Origin of the sequence: Acetobacter musti, from assembly GCF_011516835.1 — a bacterium.
Lineage (GTDB): Bacteria > Pseudomonadota > Alphaproteobacteria > Acetobacterales > Acetobacteraceae > Acetobacter > Acetobacter musti.
In genome coordinates this window covers 72,367-88,197 of sequence record NZ_WOTB01000018.1, presented here as the reverse complement: position 1 = coordinate 88,197, position 15,831 = coordinate 72,367, and the positions used below count along the sequence as shown (strand labels likewise).

10 protein-coding genes are annotated in these 15,831 nt (G+C 62.3%); 6 read left to right on the top strand and 4 right to left on the bottom strand.

The features are described 5' to 3' along the window. Positions 1-47: 47 nt before the first annotated feature. Both GOB93_RS13515 and GOB93_RS13510 read right to left on the bottom strand, forming a co-directional pair. Positions 48-854: a flagellar hook assembly protein FlgD gene (locus GOB93_RS13515; RefSeq protein WP_173584031.1), complete on the bottom strand. Its 807-nt coding sequence runs from the start codon at positions 852-854 to the stop codon at positions 48-50. A 13-nt stretch (positions 855-867) separates the two neighbouring features. After that, entirely contained in the window at positions 868-3,858 is a 2,991-nt protein-coding gene (locus tag GOB93_RS13510) for a beta strand repeat-containing protein (protein ID WP_173584030.1), read from the bottom strand. Between the two features lie 373 nt (positions 3,859-4,231). Here GOB93_RS13510 and GOB93_RS13505 point away from each other — a divergent pair, with 373 nt between their 5' ends. The 3 genes from GOB93_RS13505 (at position 4,232) to GOB93_RS13495 (ending at position 8,590) form a co-directional block, all read left to right on the top strand. After that, the gene (locus tag GOB93_RS13505) at positions 4,232-5,800 is read left to right on the top strand and encodes a flagellar hook-basal body complex protein (protein ID WP_173584029.1); all 1,569 of its coding nucleotides are present in this window, start codon (positions 4,232-4,234) and stop codon (positions 5,798-5,800) included. 154 nt (positions 5,801-5,954) lie between these two features. After that, positions 5,955-7,481 (top strand): flagellar hook-associated protein FlgK, encoded by a 1,527-nt coding sequence (flgK, locus tag GOB93_RS13500; RefSeq protein ID WP_173584028.1) that lies wholly within the window; start codon positions 5,955-5,957, stop codon positions 7,479-7,481. A 2-nt stretch (positions 7,482-7,483) separates the two neighbouring features. After that, positions 7,484-8,590, top strand: a complete 1,107-nt coding sequence (locus GOB93_RS13495; RefSeq protein ID WP_173584027.1) for a flagellin — start codon at positions 7,484-7,486, stop codon at positions 8,588-8,590. A 64-nt stretch (positions 8,591-8,654) separates the two neighbouring features. On the opposite strand, the gene GOB93_RS13490 is transcribed toward GOB93_RS13495, so the two are convergent. Together GOB93_RS13490 and GOB93_RS13485 are read right to left on the bottom strand one after the other, a co-directional pair. After that, positions 8,655-10,409: a DEAD/DEAH box helicase gene (locus tag GOB93_RS13490; protein WP_173584026.1), complete on the bottom strand. Its 1,755-nt coding sequence runs from the start codon at positions 10,407-10,409 to the stop codon at positions 8,655-8,657. Positions 10,410-10,556: 147 nt separating this feature from the next. Next, complete coding sequence (locus tag GOB93_RS13485) at positions 10,557-12,413, bottom strand: hypothetical protein (protein ID WP_173584025.1); 1,857 nt, start codon at positions 12,411-12,413, stop codon at positions 10,557-10,559. A 174-nt stretch (positions 12,414-12,587) separates the two neighbouring features. On the opposite strand from GOB93_RS13485, the gene dapF reads away from it, so the two are divergent. Genes dapF through ftsY form a run of 3 tightly spaced genes read left to right on the top strand, consistent with a single transcriptional unit; the run spans position 12,588 to position 15,648 of the window. Next, complete coding sequence (gene dapF, locus GOB93_RS13480) at positions 12,588-13,415, top strand: diaminopimelate epimerase (RefSeq protein WP_173584024.1); 828 nt, start codon at positions 12,588-12,590, stop codon at positions 13,413-13,415. Beyond that, positions 13,412-14,689, top strand: coding sequence for a tRNA (N(6)-L-threonylcarbamoyladenosine(37)-C(2))-methylthiotransferase MtaB (gene mtaB / locus GOB93_RS13475; RefSeq protein WP_173584023.1), 1,278 nt, complete (start codon positions 13,412-13,414; stop codon positions 14,687-14,689). The genes dapF and mtaB overlap by 4 nt, the downstream gene beginning before the upstream one ends. 2 nt (positions 14,690-14,691) lie before the next feature. Further along, the gene (ftsY, locus tag GOB93_RS13470; RefSeq protein WP_173584022.1) at positions 14,692-15,648 is read left to right on the top strand and encodes a signal recognition particle-docking protein FtsY; all 957 of its coding nucleotides are present in this window, start codon (positions 14,692-14,694) and stop codon (positions 15,646-15,648) included. The last annotated feature ends 183 nt before the right edge of the window (positions 15,649-15,831 follow it).

The following is a 15,831-nucleotide window of genomic DNA, read 5'->3' as shown; positions in this document are numbered from 1 at the left end:
CGCCGGAGAGAACCGCGCCGGCCGGCAGCTCTCCGCACCCGTTCGTTTTATGAAGAACCCGAAGACGATGAGCTCGATGAACCTGATGAGGTGCCGGATGAATCCGACGAGCTGTCCGAGAACGACGTGACATCCGACATATCGACCTTCGCGGCGCCCATCTCGACGTAAATCGAGCTGCCGGTCCGGTCCACACCCGTTACCGAACCGGTCACCGTGAACGGCACCGCCGAGGTGTTGCCGGAACTGTCCATCGTTTCGATCGCGATGTTGTAAGAGCCGTCCGAAAGCTGGTTGCCGTTGTAATCCGTGCCATCCCAGGTCCAGGTATTGGCGCCCACCGAAGAGGTCAGCTCGTCGGTTTTCACGACCGTGCCCGAGCTGTTGGTGACAGCAATCGCAATCGGTTCCGCCGATGTCGTCGTGAAGGATGCGGTCGCCGTCCCGTCCTGGAGCGGGAGAACGCTGGTCGACGCCGTGGCCGTCTTGCCCACCAGAGACATGTCGCCGGACTGCTGGCCATCCTCGGTCAGCGAAATAAGAGTCTGAAGATTCGTGTTGGTATCAACCTGCTGCTCCACCCCGGCAAACTGCGCCAGTTCCGACGTGAACGTGTCACTGCTCATCGGACTGCTCGGGTCCTGATTTTTGAGCTGCGTCGTCAGCAAAGTCAGAAACGTATTGAAGTTACTGGTCAGCGACGAAAGCGCGCTCGTGCTCGTCGAGGAATCCGTAGAGGTGGTGGTCGTGGCGGCGCTGTTCGTCGATGCCGCGCCCTGGGCAGATGAGACGGCCGCCGAAAGCAGGCTGGTTGAAGAGGCTGTCGATGTCGTGGATGTTGTGGCGGTCACCATGAGGTCAGTTCCTTCAGGCTGTTATATTGACGCTGCCAGAGCGCGAAAAACTTGATGACGGGAGACAGGCGGCGTCGCCCGTCTGAACGCTAAGACCGGTCGCCGGAAGAGAGGAAGCGATCTGAGCACGGGCTGTCCCGCCGCCAGATCCGCCGGAGCCGCTGCCGTTACCGCCGCCGGAACCGCTGAAATCTTCGGAAAAGGACTGATAGCCGGAGCCGCTCTCCTGCGTTCCCGACTGCGACTGCTCCTGCCCCCGCGACGACGGCCCGCCCGATGCATCCGCGAGTCCGAAAGAAATCTCCGCGCCGGCGGCAGATACGCCCGCATTCTCAAGCGCATTCACGAGCTCATGCCGGCCCGACTGCAGTTCGTTCAGCGTCGTCAGGGCTGCTGTTCCAATGTGGATGCGAAGGCCGGACGTATCGCTGTTCTGATCGATCATCACATGCACCGGCGTCTGATCGTCGCTCATCGGAACGGTAATGCTGACCGATGACGCCCCGTCCGCGGAACGTGCGACACTCACCGCCGGCGCGGAGGCGTCCGTGGCGGAGCCGGATACGTTGGCGGACGTGTCTTCACTTTCGTTGCTGAAACCTGACGTCAGATCCTGAAAAGAAGAGGTTTCTGTCGCAACCGGCACTGGCGCGACGACCGATGCCGCCGTAAGGGTCGCCTCCCGTCCATTTTTCTCATCCTGCCTGCCCGATGACGATCCGTCGGAAGATCTGCTCTCCTTCCCGTCGGTAGCCGAAGGCTCTTCCACAGACGCCGTTGCCGCCGGCGTCTGGTCTGTCCGGGAAGCTGCCGCACTTTCCGTCCCCGCCACGGCCCGCGTCGCATCAGCCCGCCCGGCAGCATGGGCGCTTCCGTCCAAAGACCCCGCAGCGGAAGACCCGGTATCAGCGACTGCCGCCACGGCTTCCGGAACCGCCGCTGACGACCCGGATGCGTCAGCGGATAAAGCCACGGCATCGGTTGCGGCAGTTCCTGACGCTGCCGTCAGTCCGGTCCCTTCAGACGAGGACACCACTGTCGTTCCGTCAGATGTCCCGGCATCCGGAACCTGCGCGCCGGACAAGAGCGCTGAAACGTCAGCACTCTGCGTCTCCGCCTGCCGGTGCGCCGTTCTGCCGGATGTTCGCTTCACACCCGTCATATCCGTTCCCGCCGCCGACTGCCCCGCGCCCGGCTGGTGAGCGGCATTCATACTGCTGACCGAAGCCTCCGCAGCGGAAGACCCGGTATCGGCGACTGCAGCCACCGCTCCCGGAACCGTCGCGGACGATCCGGAGGTATCAGCGGACAAAGCTATTGCATCGGTTGCGACACCTCCGAACGCTGACGCCAGTCCGGTTCCCTCGGACGAGGACGCTGTCGTTCTGCCAGACGTCCCCACATCCGGGATCTGCGCGCCGGACAGGATCGCTGAAACGTCAGCACTCTGCATCTCCGCCTGCCCGGTACCATTCATGCCGCTGTCGGAATTTTCCGCAGAAACAGAAGCCCCAATGTCAGCTAGTGCCGCCATTGCCCCCGAAACCGCCGCCGACAGACCGGACACATCGGCGGACGCAGTTACTGCATCTGATGCATCCCCTTCCGAAGACACTCCGTCCCCCGCCGCAGCGGACGCCATCGTCCCGCCGGATGTCCCTGCACCAGGAATCTGTGTGCCGGACAGCGTTGCGGAAACGCCTGCAGTCTGTGTTTCCGCCGCGCGGACAGTCACCTTGCCGGTTGCCGGTGCGGGAGAGCCCGCCACATCAGCAGTATTCGTGGCAGCATTTTGCGCTGGATCGGCATCGGAAGCAGTTGTGTCCGCAATGTCCCCTTCACCTGATGACGAAACCGTCTGCGCAGCCAGCAGCGCGGCAGCGCTCTGCCCGGCGCTGACAGCCGCCGCCTGCGTGACACCCTGCAATTCCGCTGCCGAAGACACGCCCGCCGACACCCCGGCCGGACCCGTCGAAACCTGACTGACTGCCGTTACCGGCTGAACAGAACCGCCTGATGCGCCCGATCCCGACATCAACGCCGCAGACCCGTCAGTGCCATTGCCCTGCGCTACCATCCTTGCCAGAGCCGATATATCCGGACCATTTTCCACGGACACCGCAACGCCCTCCGACAGGAGCGATGTCCCGGCAAGGGAGTTTGCCGCCCCCTGTGACGCGGAATCCGTCCCGGCACCTTTCGCCGGTTCCGACGTGCCTCCCCCGGAAAATACCGATGTCGTAACACCCGTATCACCATCGGATATAATCCCGGACGCCGCTCCACCGGAAGCGGATGCCCCGCTGACGGCAGCAATGCCCGCAACCGCCGTTACAGACGCGGCGTCATCCGATGTCCCGGAAGGCTGAAAACTCACCGGCAACGGGTCGGCATTGCCACTGACCGCAGCGGCGGACGCCAGAATGCTTCCTGTCAGATCCTGCGGCGCAGCGGCGGTGGCGACAGCATCGTCCCCGTCATCCTTTTTCTTTCGGCTGCCTGACGACCTGGCAGCCGACGACGATGTCTCCGTGCCGGATTTCCCTGAACCCGTCACCTGCTTTCCGGCAGACATCGTTCCGGCAACAGCCCCGTTTTTCCGCTCGCGGGCAGACCCGGACGTCTTATCCGCTTCCTTTTTACCGGATGTGCAGGAATCCGCTGTCCCCGGATCACCGGACGCCGTCGTTACGGACGAATCTGGCACATTGTCACTCGCTCCCGAAACTGTCGCAGCCTGCGTCCTGCCGGACGAACTCGCGCTGTCAGCCGCTGCTGTCGTTCCGGAACTTACAGCCGGGGAATTAACCGGGCGTATATTCCCCGAACCGGTCACCTGACCGCCCTGCATGACCGAATTCATGGCATCGAAAAATGAAGCCGCTCCGGACCCGCCGGCAACCACCCGGCCGCTGTTCCGCTTTCCGACCGATGACGCGACGCCTGCTCCCGTGAGCTGTTTCAGGCTCTTCTCCGAAAGCGTCGATGTCAGCAAACTTGCCATAACAATTCCCGATCGTCTGATCCTGATCAGTCATGATGCAAGTTTCGGGCCACATCGCGGAGCAGGCGATTTTCCATGTATTCCCGCAGTCCCGCTCCGCCCTGTCACCGGTGATCCGCCTTCGCGCCCGGTCATATCTGCCGCCCAGGCAGATTATGCCGGGTTCTTTTTGTCAGCGGCATCCTGAAACACGCGATCTTGCCCCGTTCCGGCCCTGGCGCTCTCCCTCCTGAAAGGCGGAAAACCGCAATCATTCAGGAAAATATGGCGATCAGTCCGGCTCCGGACCGATCCTGGCACGCTTCCTGCATGGTCTGAGTCATCAAGGCCTGTCCGGCGTCCTGTTTCCGGCAGCCGGCTTAAGGAGTGATCCATGTCGATCTTCAATGCACTGACCACCGCCACCGCAGGCATCAACGCCCAGTCCACCGCGTTCACCAATCTGAGTAACAATATCGCAAACAGTCAGACGGTCGGGTACAAGGCGTCGGAAACGAGCTTCCAGGATTTCGTTTCGAACTCACTCGCGTCGACCTCCACACAGGCCGTATCGGACGGTGTCGGTGCAGTGACAACATCCCAGACCCAGCAGCAGGGAACGATTTCCTCCAGCACCAATTCCCTCGCCGTTGCCATCTCCGGAAACGGTTTCTTCGATGTCGCCCTGCCTTCCGGCGAAGCAACGGCGGGCACCGAGACATTCAGCGATCAGCAGTATTACACGCGTAACGGTGATTTTTCGGAAGATAAAAACGGTTATCTGGTCAATACATCGGGTTATTACCTCGAAGGATATATGGCGGATGCCAAAACCGGCACGCTCGACACATCGCAGCTGACGGAAATCAACGCATCGAATATCGCATTCCGCCCCACAGAGACGACGACGCTGACAATGACGGGCGGGATCTCGGATGGCTCCACGACCGCGACCGCGATGTCAGATGCCTCCACCGCCGCTTACAATGCCGCTATCGCAGCTAACGAAACTACGGCTGAGGCTCAGACGGCTGGCAGCAATGCGGCGACGGCGGCGGTGACTTCGGCAGTGACTGCGGCGACTGCGGCCGGGACGACGGTTCCAGGAGTCTATTCACAAACTGTTTATGATTCCACTTCCGCTGCGCATACGGTCTCCACTGTGTGGAGTGAGGACACAGACGCCGAGACTGCTGCTAAAGCCACGGATTCAGATTACAGCGATACAATCTACAATGTTACGGTCACTAACGGTGACTCATCCGACACGTCGATGCAGCTGGCGACAAACTCCGGAACCACGCCCGCGACCACGACCTATCAGGTCACGTTCGACTCCTCCGGTAATATCGTCTCGGTCCAGCAGCCGGAACTGGATTCCAGCGGGAATGCGGTTACGGATTCAAACGGCAATACCGTGTATACGAATGTCGGCACCGGCTACACAGGATCAACCGCCGAACTGCCAGTCACGCTGACCTACACCAACGGCGCGGCCTCCCAGACCGTCAACATCGACCTCGGCACTATCGGAAGCGCCGCCGGCACAACGACCGCTAAGGAAAATTCCGGCACGCCGACCCTGACCAGCGACAGCGCCACCAGCGCCACGTATGAAGGTCTGGAAATGCAGAGCGATGGCTCCATCATGGCCGAATTCAGCAACGGCGACACGCAGCTGGTCGGCAAGATCGCTCTTTCATCGTTCAATAACGCAGACGGCCTGATGGCCGTGGACGGACAGGCCTATGTGGCGACATCCGCTTCAGGGTCGGCAAAAACGGGCGTCGTCGGCGCGAATGGCACCGGAACGCTTGAAACCTCGTCGACAGAATCCTCAACAACGGATCTGACCTCCGATCTGTCGAGTCTGATCGTCACGCAGGAAGCCTATACCGCGAACACGAAAATCGTGACGACGGCGGACACGCTCCTGCAGGCAACGATCAGCATGATCCGATAAGCGCTCGTTTACGTCTTCTTCATTCGGGTAGGGCAGCCTGACCACAGTGCAGGCGTCCCGCCGGGATTAACATGACCGTCAGGGCCGATGCCCGGTCCGGACGCGCTCCGCCTCATGACTCATGACGGCAGAATTTTCGCCGGAGCTGGTGACTATGGATCTGAACTCATCACTGTCGATAGCGACCAGCGGCCTCGAAGGCACGCAGTACGCGCTCGGTGTGCTCTCGCAAAACGTGTCCAACGCCAGCACCACGGGCTATGTCGAGGAAGTCGCCAATCTCAGCGCAAAAGATGCGGCAGGCACCGGCTCGGGCGTGGCCATCGGCCTCACGACCCGTAACGTCAACGATGCGCTCGAAGCCGGGCTGTACACGCAGAACGCTGAGGTTGCGGCGCTGACCGTGAAGGATAATTCCCTTTCGGCCATCACCGCCCTGCAGGGATCGACAAGCTCGGATTCCGGATCGACCAACACCCTGTCGGACGATCTCGGAAACGTATCGAACGCACTGACAGCGCTGGTTTCAAGCCCGACCGATTCCACGGCGCAGGCCACCGTCATTTCCAGCGCAAAGACCCTGACCTCGGCCATTAACACGCTTTCAACAGAGTATCAGACACAGCGCCAGTCCGCGCAGGATGCAATCGTGAGCGGCGTGTCGGACATCAACACCGATCTGACGACGATCGGTAAGATCTCGCAGCAGATCGTCTCGCTCAAGGTTCAGGGCGTCAGCGTCGCCGATCTGGAAAATCAGCGCGCCGCCGTCATGTCCGACCTGTCTTCTCAGCTCTCGGTCACATTCACGGAGACCTCCAGCGGAGACATGCTGGTCAAGACAGCGAACGGCACCCAGCTGCCAACCGAACCGGACAGTAATTCGGGGATCGAGACCCCGTCTTCGACCTGGCCTCTGTCAACATCGGACATCACAATTTCCGCGTCATCGTCCTATTCCAGTGACGCCAGCTCATCGACCATCCCGGGAATCGATCTCGAAATCAACGGCAAGTCCGTCGATATCACCTCAAGCCTGACAGGCGGCAGCCTCGGCGCGAATATCGATCTTCGTGACAATGTCTATCCCGAGATGCAGGCCCAGCTGGATTCATTCTCCTATACGCTGGCCAACCGCTTTAATGCCGTCGGGATGACGCTTTTTACCGACGGCACAGGCAGCATGCCCGCATCGGATACGTCGGCGACCACCCCCTCCGGCATCACCGGTCTCTCCAGTACACTTGAGGTCAATCCGTCCTATGTCAGCGATCCGTCGCAGCTTGCGCCGGACGGCAGCACGACAACAGTCACGGACGCGCTTTCGAAGGCTCTGGGTTCCGCGACGGCCGATGTTTCGGGCGACCTCGCGGCCCCGGTCTCGTCTCTGGGGGCCTCCGGAACGCTGACGATAAGCTACAGCGCAAACCAGAGCCTGAGCAGCCTGGCCACCACGCTCACCTCAGCGCAGGCGGCGGTGGCCTCGGCCGCGACATCCGATCTGTCGACCGCCACAACGGTTCAGACCAGCCTTGCGACAAAAGTCTCCACCGTATCCGGCGTGGATGTCGATAACGAGATGTCAAATATGGTGGCGCTCCAGAACGCCTATACGGCAAATGCGAAAGTGATAACGGCGGTACAGGCCATGTTTACCGCCCTTCTTGATGCGGTGTCATAATCATGAGCACAACAGTTGGATTATACGGAGCTTCAGGAACGTCCTATGTTCTGCAGCAGGCAGTAAAAGAACTCGCTGCGGAACAGACGGATATAGAGAATCAGACCAGCACCGGCGTCAAATCGCAGACCTATGCGGGTCTTGGCAGCGACCGCGCGACGGCGATCAGCCTTTCCCCGCAGATTACCGCAGTCTCGACCTGGCAGAGTTCAGTGAGTTCCGCGCAGACAAATCTTTCTGTCACACAAACGGCCCTGACACAGATTTCCTCGATCGCAACAGATCTGCAGACCAGCCTCCTGTCGCTCTCAGGCTCAGAAGGCACGAGTTCGCTTCAGACCATCGTGGAAACAGCGAAAACCGACCTCGCGCAGCTCGGAACCCTGCTGAATACCACCTCCGGAACCGGCTATGTTTTCGCCGGCACGGACAGCAGCAATCCTCCCGTGACGGATTCTTCCGGTCTCGCAACGAGTGATCTCGCTACCGCAACGGCCAGCATAGTCTCCGGGCTTTCGACTGATGGCGCCGAGACGGTTTTTGAGAATGCGACAGCTCTGGCCTCAGGAAAAACGGTCACGGCTGATGACGGCTCAACCGTCTCCGCCAGTTCCGTTTTCTCCGGTGCTCTCTCAGCCGATCCGTCAACCGTTTCGTCGCTGGACAGCACGGCCATCGTCGGACAGGACAACGATACGGTGACCGTGGGAATGGTGGCGACGGAAGGAACGCCGGCAACATCAACATCCACCGGGTCGATGATTAAAGATCTGATGCGAAACCTGATGATCGTTGCGTCCCTCGGCAGCGCCGATACATCCAGCACACAGTTTTCAGATCTTGTTTCAACATTACAGTCTTCGACGTCCTCGGTCTCAGCCGCGCTGACCAGCAAGGAAGGCAGCCTCGGCATTACTCAGGACAGTCTGACCTCCCAGGCAACCCTGCTGACGTCAGTGAGCACAATGCTGAGCACACAGCTTGGCAATGTGACGGACGCCGATCTGGCAACATTATCCACGCAGAGCACCCAGATTACAGATCAGCTCCAGGCATCGTACACGCTGATCGCGGATATGAAGAGCATGACACTCGCCAGTTATATCTGACGAGTGACAGGCTGAGAGCCAGCCGCCTGAGGACCAGGCCGCGACATCAGTCGCGGCCGCCCGGTCAGCTCCGTTTGCGGGTGGAGCTTTTGCCCGGTGGTCCGGAAGGCCGCTTCCGGGCAGGGGGCCTGCTTCCCGGAGACCGTCCGCGCGCCGGCGCGGCTTCTTTGCCCGAAGGGGGCTGAGACGGTTCAATCCGGATCTCATCCGCATCGGCGGCGGAAGCGCAGGATGCGAACCGTTCCGCTTTATCCTGAGCAATCTCAACCAGCGTATATTGCGGCGCGATCCGGATCGCGCCGATATCCTGCTTCGTCACGCCACCAAGACGGCACAGAAGCGGCACAAGCCATTTCGGATCGGCCTTATCCGCCCGTCCGACCGAGAGACGGAACCACGAACCCGCGATATTGCGCTCGCGCGGCGCCCGCTCGCGCTCACCCGTCCGTTCAAAGCGCGAAGAGTCACGGGGAGCACGCGGAGAAGCCGGTCCGGACGAAGCGCCCGGCGTGATGGCGCGGACATTCGCCGGTTTGGGCAGACCGGACTGCCAGAGCGACACCAACGCCTCCGCAAGCTGAGCCGGCGTGCGCTCGGCGACCAGGCGCTCCACCAGCGATTCCTGCCCGGGTTTCGTCTCGTGGTCGAAGACCGGAGCGGATAAAAGACGCTCCGCATCCGCCGCGCGGATCTGGTCCGCGGTCGGGGAAGAGGCCCAGGCCGCATCGATGCCCGCCGCCTGGAACAGCCGGTCCGCCTGACGGCGACGACCGGGCGGCGTGATCAGAACACAGATTCCCTTGCGTCCCGCACGTCCGGTCCGGCCGGAACGATGCAGCAGCGTCGCCGGGCTCCCCGGCAGGCTCGCATGAATCACCAGGCCCAGCGTCGGCACGTCGATGCCACGCGCCGCCACATCGGTCGCCACGCAGACCCGCGCCTGCCCGTTGCGCAGACTCTCGATCGCCCGGCTGCGTTCGTTCTGGCCCAGCTCACCGGAGATCGCGACTGACGCGAAGCCATGCTCCAGCAGTGCATTCTGCATCTGCCGCACCCCCTCGCGGGTATGACAGAACACGATCGCGGCCGGGCTTTCGATCAGACGCAGCGTGTTGATGGCAGCGCCGATGGTGTCGCCCTGATCCGCCAGAATGGCCCGGTATTCAATGTCCGCATGCGGCTCGTTGCCGCCAAGCGTATCGACCCGGAGCGCGTCATGCTGGTAGCGCTTCGCGAGACGCGCGATCTCCCGCGCAATGGTCGCCGAGAACAGAAAGCTGCGACGGGTCTCCGGGGTCGCCTGCAGCAGCGTCTCCAGCTCATCGCGGAAACCGAGATCCAGCATCTCATCCGCTTCGTCGAGCACCACAACCTTCAGCGCGGACAGATCCAGATTGCCACGGGACAGATGATCGCACAGACGACCAGGCGTCCCCACGACAATCTGCGCGCCGCCGGCAAGCGCCCGCGCTTCCTTTCGCGGCTCCATGCCGCCCACGCAGGAAACAATCCGCGCGCCGGTCTGCGCATACAGCCAGGACAGCTCATTCTTGACCTGCAGCGCCAGCTCGCGCGTCGGCGCGATCACAAGCGCCATCGGTTTGACGGCCGGCAGAATCTGGCCGGACGCATCGAGAAGATCGTCCGCCATCGCCAGCCCGAACGCCACGGTCTTCCCCGAACCCGTGCGCGCGGAAACAAGCAGATCCCGCTTGCGGGCAGAATCCGCCAGAACGGCGGCCTGTACAGGAGTAGGGTCGTCATAACCCCGCTCGGCCAGGGCATGGGCGAGGGTAGGAACGGTGTCCGGAAAAGGCATTGTGATGGGATGTCCATGGAACGAAGTCGGAAGCACGCAATAGAGACTATTGCCTGAAAATACCAGCACTGAACCGGAGACGGAAAAAGAGAGGCCGGAATAACCCCCCGGACTCTCCCCGCTTCGGGCCGGCAGACCGGCGCGGGACTACTGGAAGGGCAGATATCGGAAATCGAAGAAAATCTGACTCATCGAGGTCGAGGGATCGCCCCCCACGCCCTGCCAGATCTGCCGCCGGGAATAAGCCAGCTGGGTGCCGGCTTCCACCGTGCCGAACTGCCCCTTGAAGAACCGCCACCACGCGCCGATCGTGACCTCTGTCACACCTTTGGTATTCGCCGTGCAGGGCAGGGAGGACAGCTCGATATTGCAGCCCGCATTGGAATAATTCGGGTTGCCATAGCCATAATTCTCTCCGTCCACGGAAAATGACCGCCGCCCTTCACGCTGCGTGCCGAAATAGCCGTAAACATCAAGCGTGGTGCTCGGATGCGCAATGATGCCGGCGCTGGCCTGGACAGAGGGCAGGGGAACCGGCTTTCCCTGCGCGTTCAGCGTTGCGTCCGGGAGCAGGACAGAGCCGTAGCGCCCGATGCCGACACCCGCCAGCCCTGCCAGGCGGACTTCCAGCTCATGCGGAATGATCGGAATCACCATCGATCCGCCGCCGCCGCCGGCAATCACCGTGTTATTATGTCCGTAACCGACGCCGGACACGCGATCATGCGGGAAATGCAGGATACCTTCGAGCTCGTAATGACCCCAGGACGGATCATAGGCAACCTTGGCGATCACATCAGGCGCGATCTCATTCGAGAACGGCGCCGGATTGGTCAGCCCGGTGCCGTCGGAGGAAACCGTCGCCACCTGTCCGTTCGGCAGGGACACCGTGCCGTCATTGTTCGTAAAGCCGGTCGTATCATACAGCGTCTGCGGATTTTCGATCGACAGGCCGAGCCAGAGCCTGTGATGCATCATGTCCTTGACAAAACGGGCCTGCCACTGCCGCGTCCATGTCTGTCCGGCAAGCATCGAGGACTCAATCGTTTCAGGCAGACTCTCCTGACGCGGAATGATGCCGACGCGATCCGGCGTCAGCATGCTCCAGGCCTGGCCGGCCAGAAAATGGAAATTCGATTCACTGTTGTCATAGGCAAGATAAGCCTGCCGCAGACGGAACGCGTAGCTGTTGCTCTCATACGCGTCCGTCGTCGCCGCGCCCGCGCCGAAATCCATTTCGAAGAAGCCGGAAATCGTCTCGGTCTTGCTGACATTGCCCCGCGCCATCAGGGAAATGCGGCTGTAACGCGCGCTGCCTTCAAAATTGTTGGTGTGATAGCGCGGGTCGTTCTTAAACGGCATGTCCTGCCAGTAGTTGAACGTCCCGGACGGAACATGCCGGTTCTCCAGCACACTCGACGTGTCGACAAAACCACCCAGCGCCAGGGTGACCGGCCCCATGTGGAAAACACCGTGATCACCCACCGCGCCGGCCGCCTGCGCGCCAACCGTCTCACGCGGATGCGGCCCGACATTGTTTTCCGCCATGTGCGAAATCACGTCCTCAGCCCGACGCGCCACCACCGACTCGACCGTGGGCCGGTCCGCGCCAGGGAACACGGGCGTCACCTCCGGTCCGGTAACGTGACGCGACACACCGCGTCCGGCGGTCGTTTCCTCCTCCGGCATTTCCTCCGGCCGTTCGGCCACGGAGCCATTGGCGACGGCAATGTGCTGGCGCGTCGCACGGCTCAGGGAGGCATGAGCCGACGAAGAATGCTGCAATGTCGATTTGCGGGCGATAAGCTGCTTCTGCAGCCCGATCAGCGCATGAGTCAGCTGAGCCTGCTGTTCCTGAATGCGCGCAATCTGTTTTTCCATCAGTTCGAGTGATTCGCTCTGATCGTCCGCCCGGGCGGACAGCGAAATCATCGTCGAGCCGGCAAGAAGAGCAATGACATAAGGGCGTCTGGTCCGGCGGAGAATCGTCGGGCTTTGCGGCATTTGTGGAAAAGGTCCATTATCAGAGGGGCAATTGCGACAAAACATTGCTACCTCAACGCAGTAAATAATAATTATACGAATTACATATATTCACAAAACGCATATCAGATGTGCGTATCCGCGGAAAACAGCGTTTTTTTAGCCTCAAAGCCACGTATGGTTTATAAGAGTAACATGCCGATACATTTTCATAAGATGCATGGATTAGGTAACGATTTCGTTGTCATCGACGAACGGAACGCGCCGCTCCGCCTCTCGCCAGCCCGCATCAGCGCTCTCGCCGACCGCCGCAGAGGCATCGGCTGCGATCAGTTCGTGACCCTGAGCCAGGCGACGGCGCCGGGCGCGCTGGCTCTGGTCCGCTTCTTCAACCCGGACGGCAGCGAAGCCGGCGCCTGCGGCAACGCCTCCCGCTGCGTCGCCAGCCTGCTCAGCGCGGAAACCGGACAAAGCGACCTCACCATCCAGACACGCGGCGGCCTCCTGACGGCCTGCGTCCATCCGGCGAAAGAAGAGGGCAGGGCGACCGTCACCGTCGATATGGGCCTCCCCCGCACCGGCTGGCAGGATGTCCCGCTCGCTTATGCGGCCGACACCCTCCGCCTGCCGCTCGACGGCGAACCCGCCGCGCTCTCCATGGGCAACCCCCACGCCACTTTCTTCGTGCAGGATCTCGCCGAGGCCGAACGCGGCCCCGCCCTGGAAATGGACCCGCTCTTCCCCGATCGCGCCAATATCGGTTTCGCCCGGATCGACGCCTCTGACCGCATGCGCCTGCGCGTCTGGGAACGCGGCGCCGGCTTCACCCTGGCCTGCGGTTCCGGCGCCTGCGCCGCCGTCGTCAACGCCGCCAGAAGAGGGCTCGCCGACCGCCGCATGACGGTTGAGGTTGACGGCGGGGAGATGCTTATCGCATGGGATGACAACGATCACGTCCAGATGACCGGCCCGGCGCAGCTCGCGTTCGAAGGCACGGTCGATCCCGAGGCCTATCCAAAATGACCAGCACAGATGCCGACGCCCCGACAGAAGGCGGCGGCGTGGACATCCTGACCTTCGGCTGCCGCCTCAACACGTACGAGAGCGAAGTCATGCGCGGCCATGCCGCCGCGCTGGATGATGTCATCATCGTCAATACCTGCGCCGTCACCGGCGAGGCCGAGCGGCAGGCGCGTCAGGCCATCCGCCGCGCGCACCGCCAGCGCCCCGGCGCCCGGATCGTCGTCACCGGCTGCGCCGCCCAGATCGACCCCGATCGCTGGGCGGCCATCCCCGGCGTCTCCCGCGTGCTCGGCAATGAAGACAAGCTGAAAGCCGAAAGCTGGTCGGCAAAAGCCCTCACCGAAGGCCATGCCGTCTCCGATATCATGGCCGCGAAAGAAACCGCCGCCCACCTCGTCACCGACTTCGCCGGCCGCACCCGCGCCTTCGTCCAGGTCCAGCAGGGCTGCGATCACCGCTGCACCTTCTGTATCATTCCCTTCGGTCGCGGCCCCTCCCGCTCCGTCCCGGTCGGCGCCGTCGTCGAACAGGTCCGCGCCCTCGTCGGCGCAGGCTATCGGGAAGTCGTGCTCACCGGCGTCGATATCACCTCCTGGGGCGGCGACCTTCCCGGCACGCCCCGCCTCGGCCAGCTCTGTCGCCGCGTCCTCGCCCTCGTCCCGGAACTCGAACGCCTGCGCCTCTCCTCCGTCGATCCCGTCGAAATCGATGAGGACATCTGGCGTTTGCTCGAAGCCGAAGACCGCTTCATGCCCTATCTGCACCTGTCGCTGCAGGCCGGCTCGGACATGATCCTCAAGCGCATGAAGCGCCGCCATCTCGTCGCGGACGCCGCCGCCGTCATCGACCGCGCCCGTTCGATCCGGCCGGAAATCGGTATCGGCGCCGATCTCATCGCCGGCTTCCCGACAGAAGACGAAATCCTGTTCGAAGAAACCCTCTCCTTCCTGGAACAGGCGGCCCTGCCTTACCTGCACGTTTTCCCGTACAGCGCCCGCCCGGACACACCCGCCGCCCGGATGCCCGCCATCCCTGTCGTGGAACGCAAGGCCCGCGCCGCCCGCATCCGCGCCATCGGCGACCAGGCTGCACAGACCTATTATCGCAGCCTCCTCGGGCGCGATCTCAAAGTCCTGATGGAAACCCCCGAAAGCGGTCACAGCGCCGAATTCGCCCCCGTGCGCCTGGCCGGCGGTCAGTCCGAAGCCGGCCGCATCGAGGTTCTGCGCGCCACAGCAGTTGACGAAGGCGGCCTCGTGGCCGAGATCGTGTAATCATGGCACTCGGATTTTTCTCCCGTCTCAAACAGGGGCTGTCACGCTCCACCCAGAAACTCAGCGCCGTCTTCACAAAGCGCAAGCTCGACGAAGCCGCTCTTGAGGAACTGGAAGACCAGCTCATCGCCGCCGATCTCGGCCCGGCGGTCGCCGAACGGGTGATCGAATCCTTCCGCGCGAACCGCTTCGGCACCGAAGTCACCGACGAGGAAATCCGCACCGCCCTCGCCGACGAAATCGCCCGCGTGCTCGAACCCGTCGCCATCCCCTTCGAGCCCAACCCCGAGCTGAAGCCCCACGTCGTCCTCATGGTCGGCGTGAACGGCACCGGCAAGACCACCACCATCGGCAAGATGGCCCGCTATTTCGGCGAGCAGGGCAAAAAAGTCATCATGGTCGCAGGTGACACTTTCCGCGCCGCCGCCGTCGAGCAGCTTCAGGTCTGGGGCGAGCGTACCGGAACCCAGGTCATCGCCGGCAAGCCCGGAGGCGACGCCGCCGGCCTCGCTTTCGAGGGCCTCAAGCGCGGCAAGGCAGAAGGCGCCGACCTCGTCCTGATCGACACCGCCGGCCGCCTGCACAACAAGGGCGCGCTGATGGAGGAGCTCGCGAAGATCATCCGCGTGATGAAGAAGTTCGACGAGACCGCCCCCCATTCCGTCATCCTGGTCCTCGACGCCACCACCGGCCAGAACGCCATCGAACAGGTCCGCGTCTTCCGAGAACTGGTCAACGTCACCGGCCTGATCGTCACCAAACTCGACGGCTCCGCCCGCGGCGGCATTGTCGTTGCTCTGGCCGACGCGTTCAAACTCCCCGTCCACGCCGTCGGCGTCGGCGAAAAGGCCGAAGACCTCCGCCCGTTCTCCGCCCAGGAATTCGCCCGCGGCCTCGTCGGCAAAACCTCCCTCTCCGACAACACAGCCGAAGACACCGAAGAAAAACCCGCCGGCTGATTCCAGACCCGGCAGGGCAGAGGCGTCACGGAAAGCCGCCGTATGAAACGGCAAATCCGACGGATGCCGCAGTCATCCGTATCATACCCATCCGGGATAACGGCGAGGCAAAGCCGGCGACCTGCCCCGCTTAAAATCCGACCTCTCACGAGTGCGTCTCCGGCCTCATGCCGGGCGACTGCC

Excerpts from the sequence above, each read along its gene's own strand:
- ftsY (WP_173584022.1), top strand. The coding sequence starts at position 14,692 with ATGGCACTCGGATTTTTCTCCCGTCTCAAACAGGGGCTGTCACGCTCC.
- GOB93_RS13515 (WP_173584031.1), bottom strand. The coding sequence starts at position 854 with ATGGTGACCGCCACAACATCCACGACATCGACAGCCTCTTCAACCAGC.
- GOB93_RS13510 (WP_173584030.1), bottom strand. The coding sequence starts at position 3,858 with ATGGCAAGTTTGCTGACATCGACGCTTTCGGAGAAGAGCCTGAAACAG.
- GOB93_RS13505 (WP_173584029.1), top strand. The coding sequence starts at position 4,232 with ATGTCGATCTTCAATGCACTGACCACCGCCACCGCAGGCATCAACGCC.
- GOB93_RS13485 (WP_173584025.1), bottom strand. The coding sequence starts at position 12,413 with ATGCCGCAAAGCCCGACGATTCTCCGCCGGACCAGACGCCCTTATGTC.
- GOB93_RS13490 (WP_173584026.1), bottom strand. The coding sequence starts at position 10,409 with ATGCCTTTTCCGGACACCGTTCCTACCCTCGCCCATGCCCTGGCCGAG.
- flgK (WP_173584028.1), top strand. The coding sequence starts at position 5,955 with ATGGATCTGAACTCATCACTGTCGATAGCGACCAGCGGCCTCGAAGGC.
- mtaB (WP_173584023.1), top strand. The coding sequence starts at position 13,412 with ATGACCAGCACAGATGCCGACGCCCCGACAGAAGGCGGCGGCGTGGAC.
- GOB93_RS13495 (WP_173584027.1), top strand. The coding sequence starts at position 7,484 with ATGAGCACAACAGTTGGATTATACGGAGCTTCAGGAACGTCCTATGTT.
- dapF (WP_173584024.1), top strand. The coding sequence starts at position 12,588 with ATGCCGATACATTTTCATAAGATGCATGGATTAGGTAACGATTTCGTT.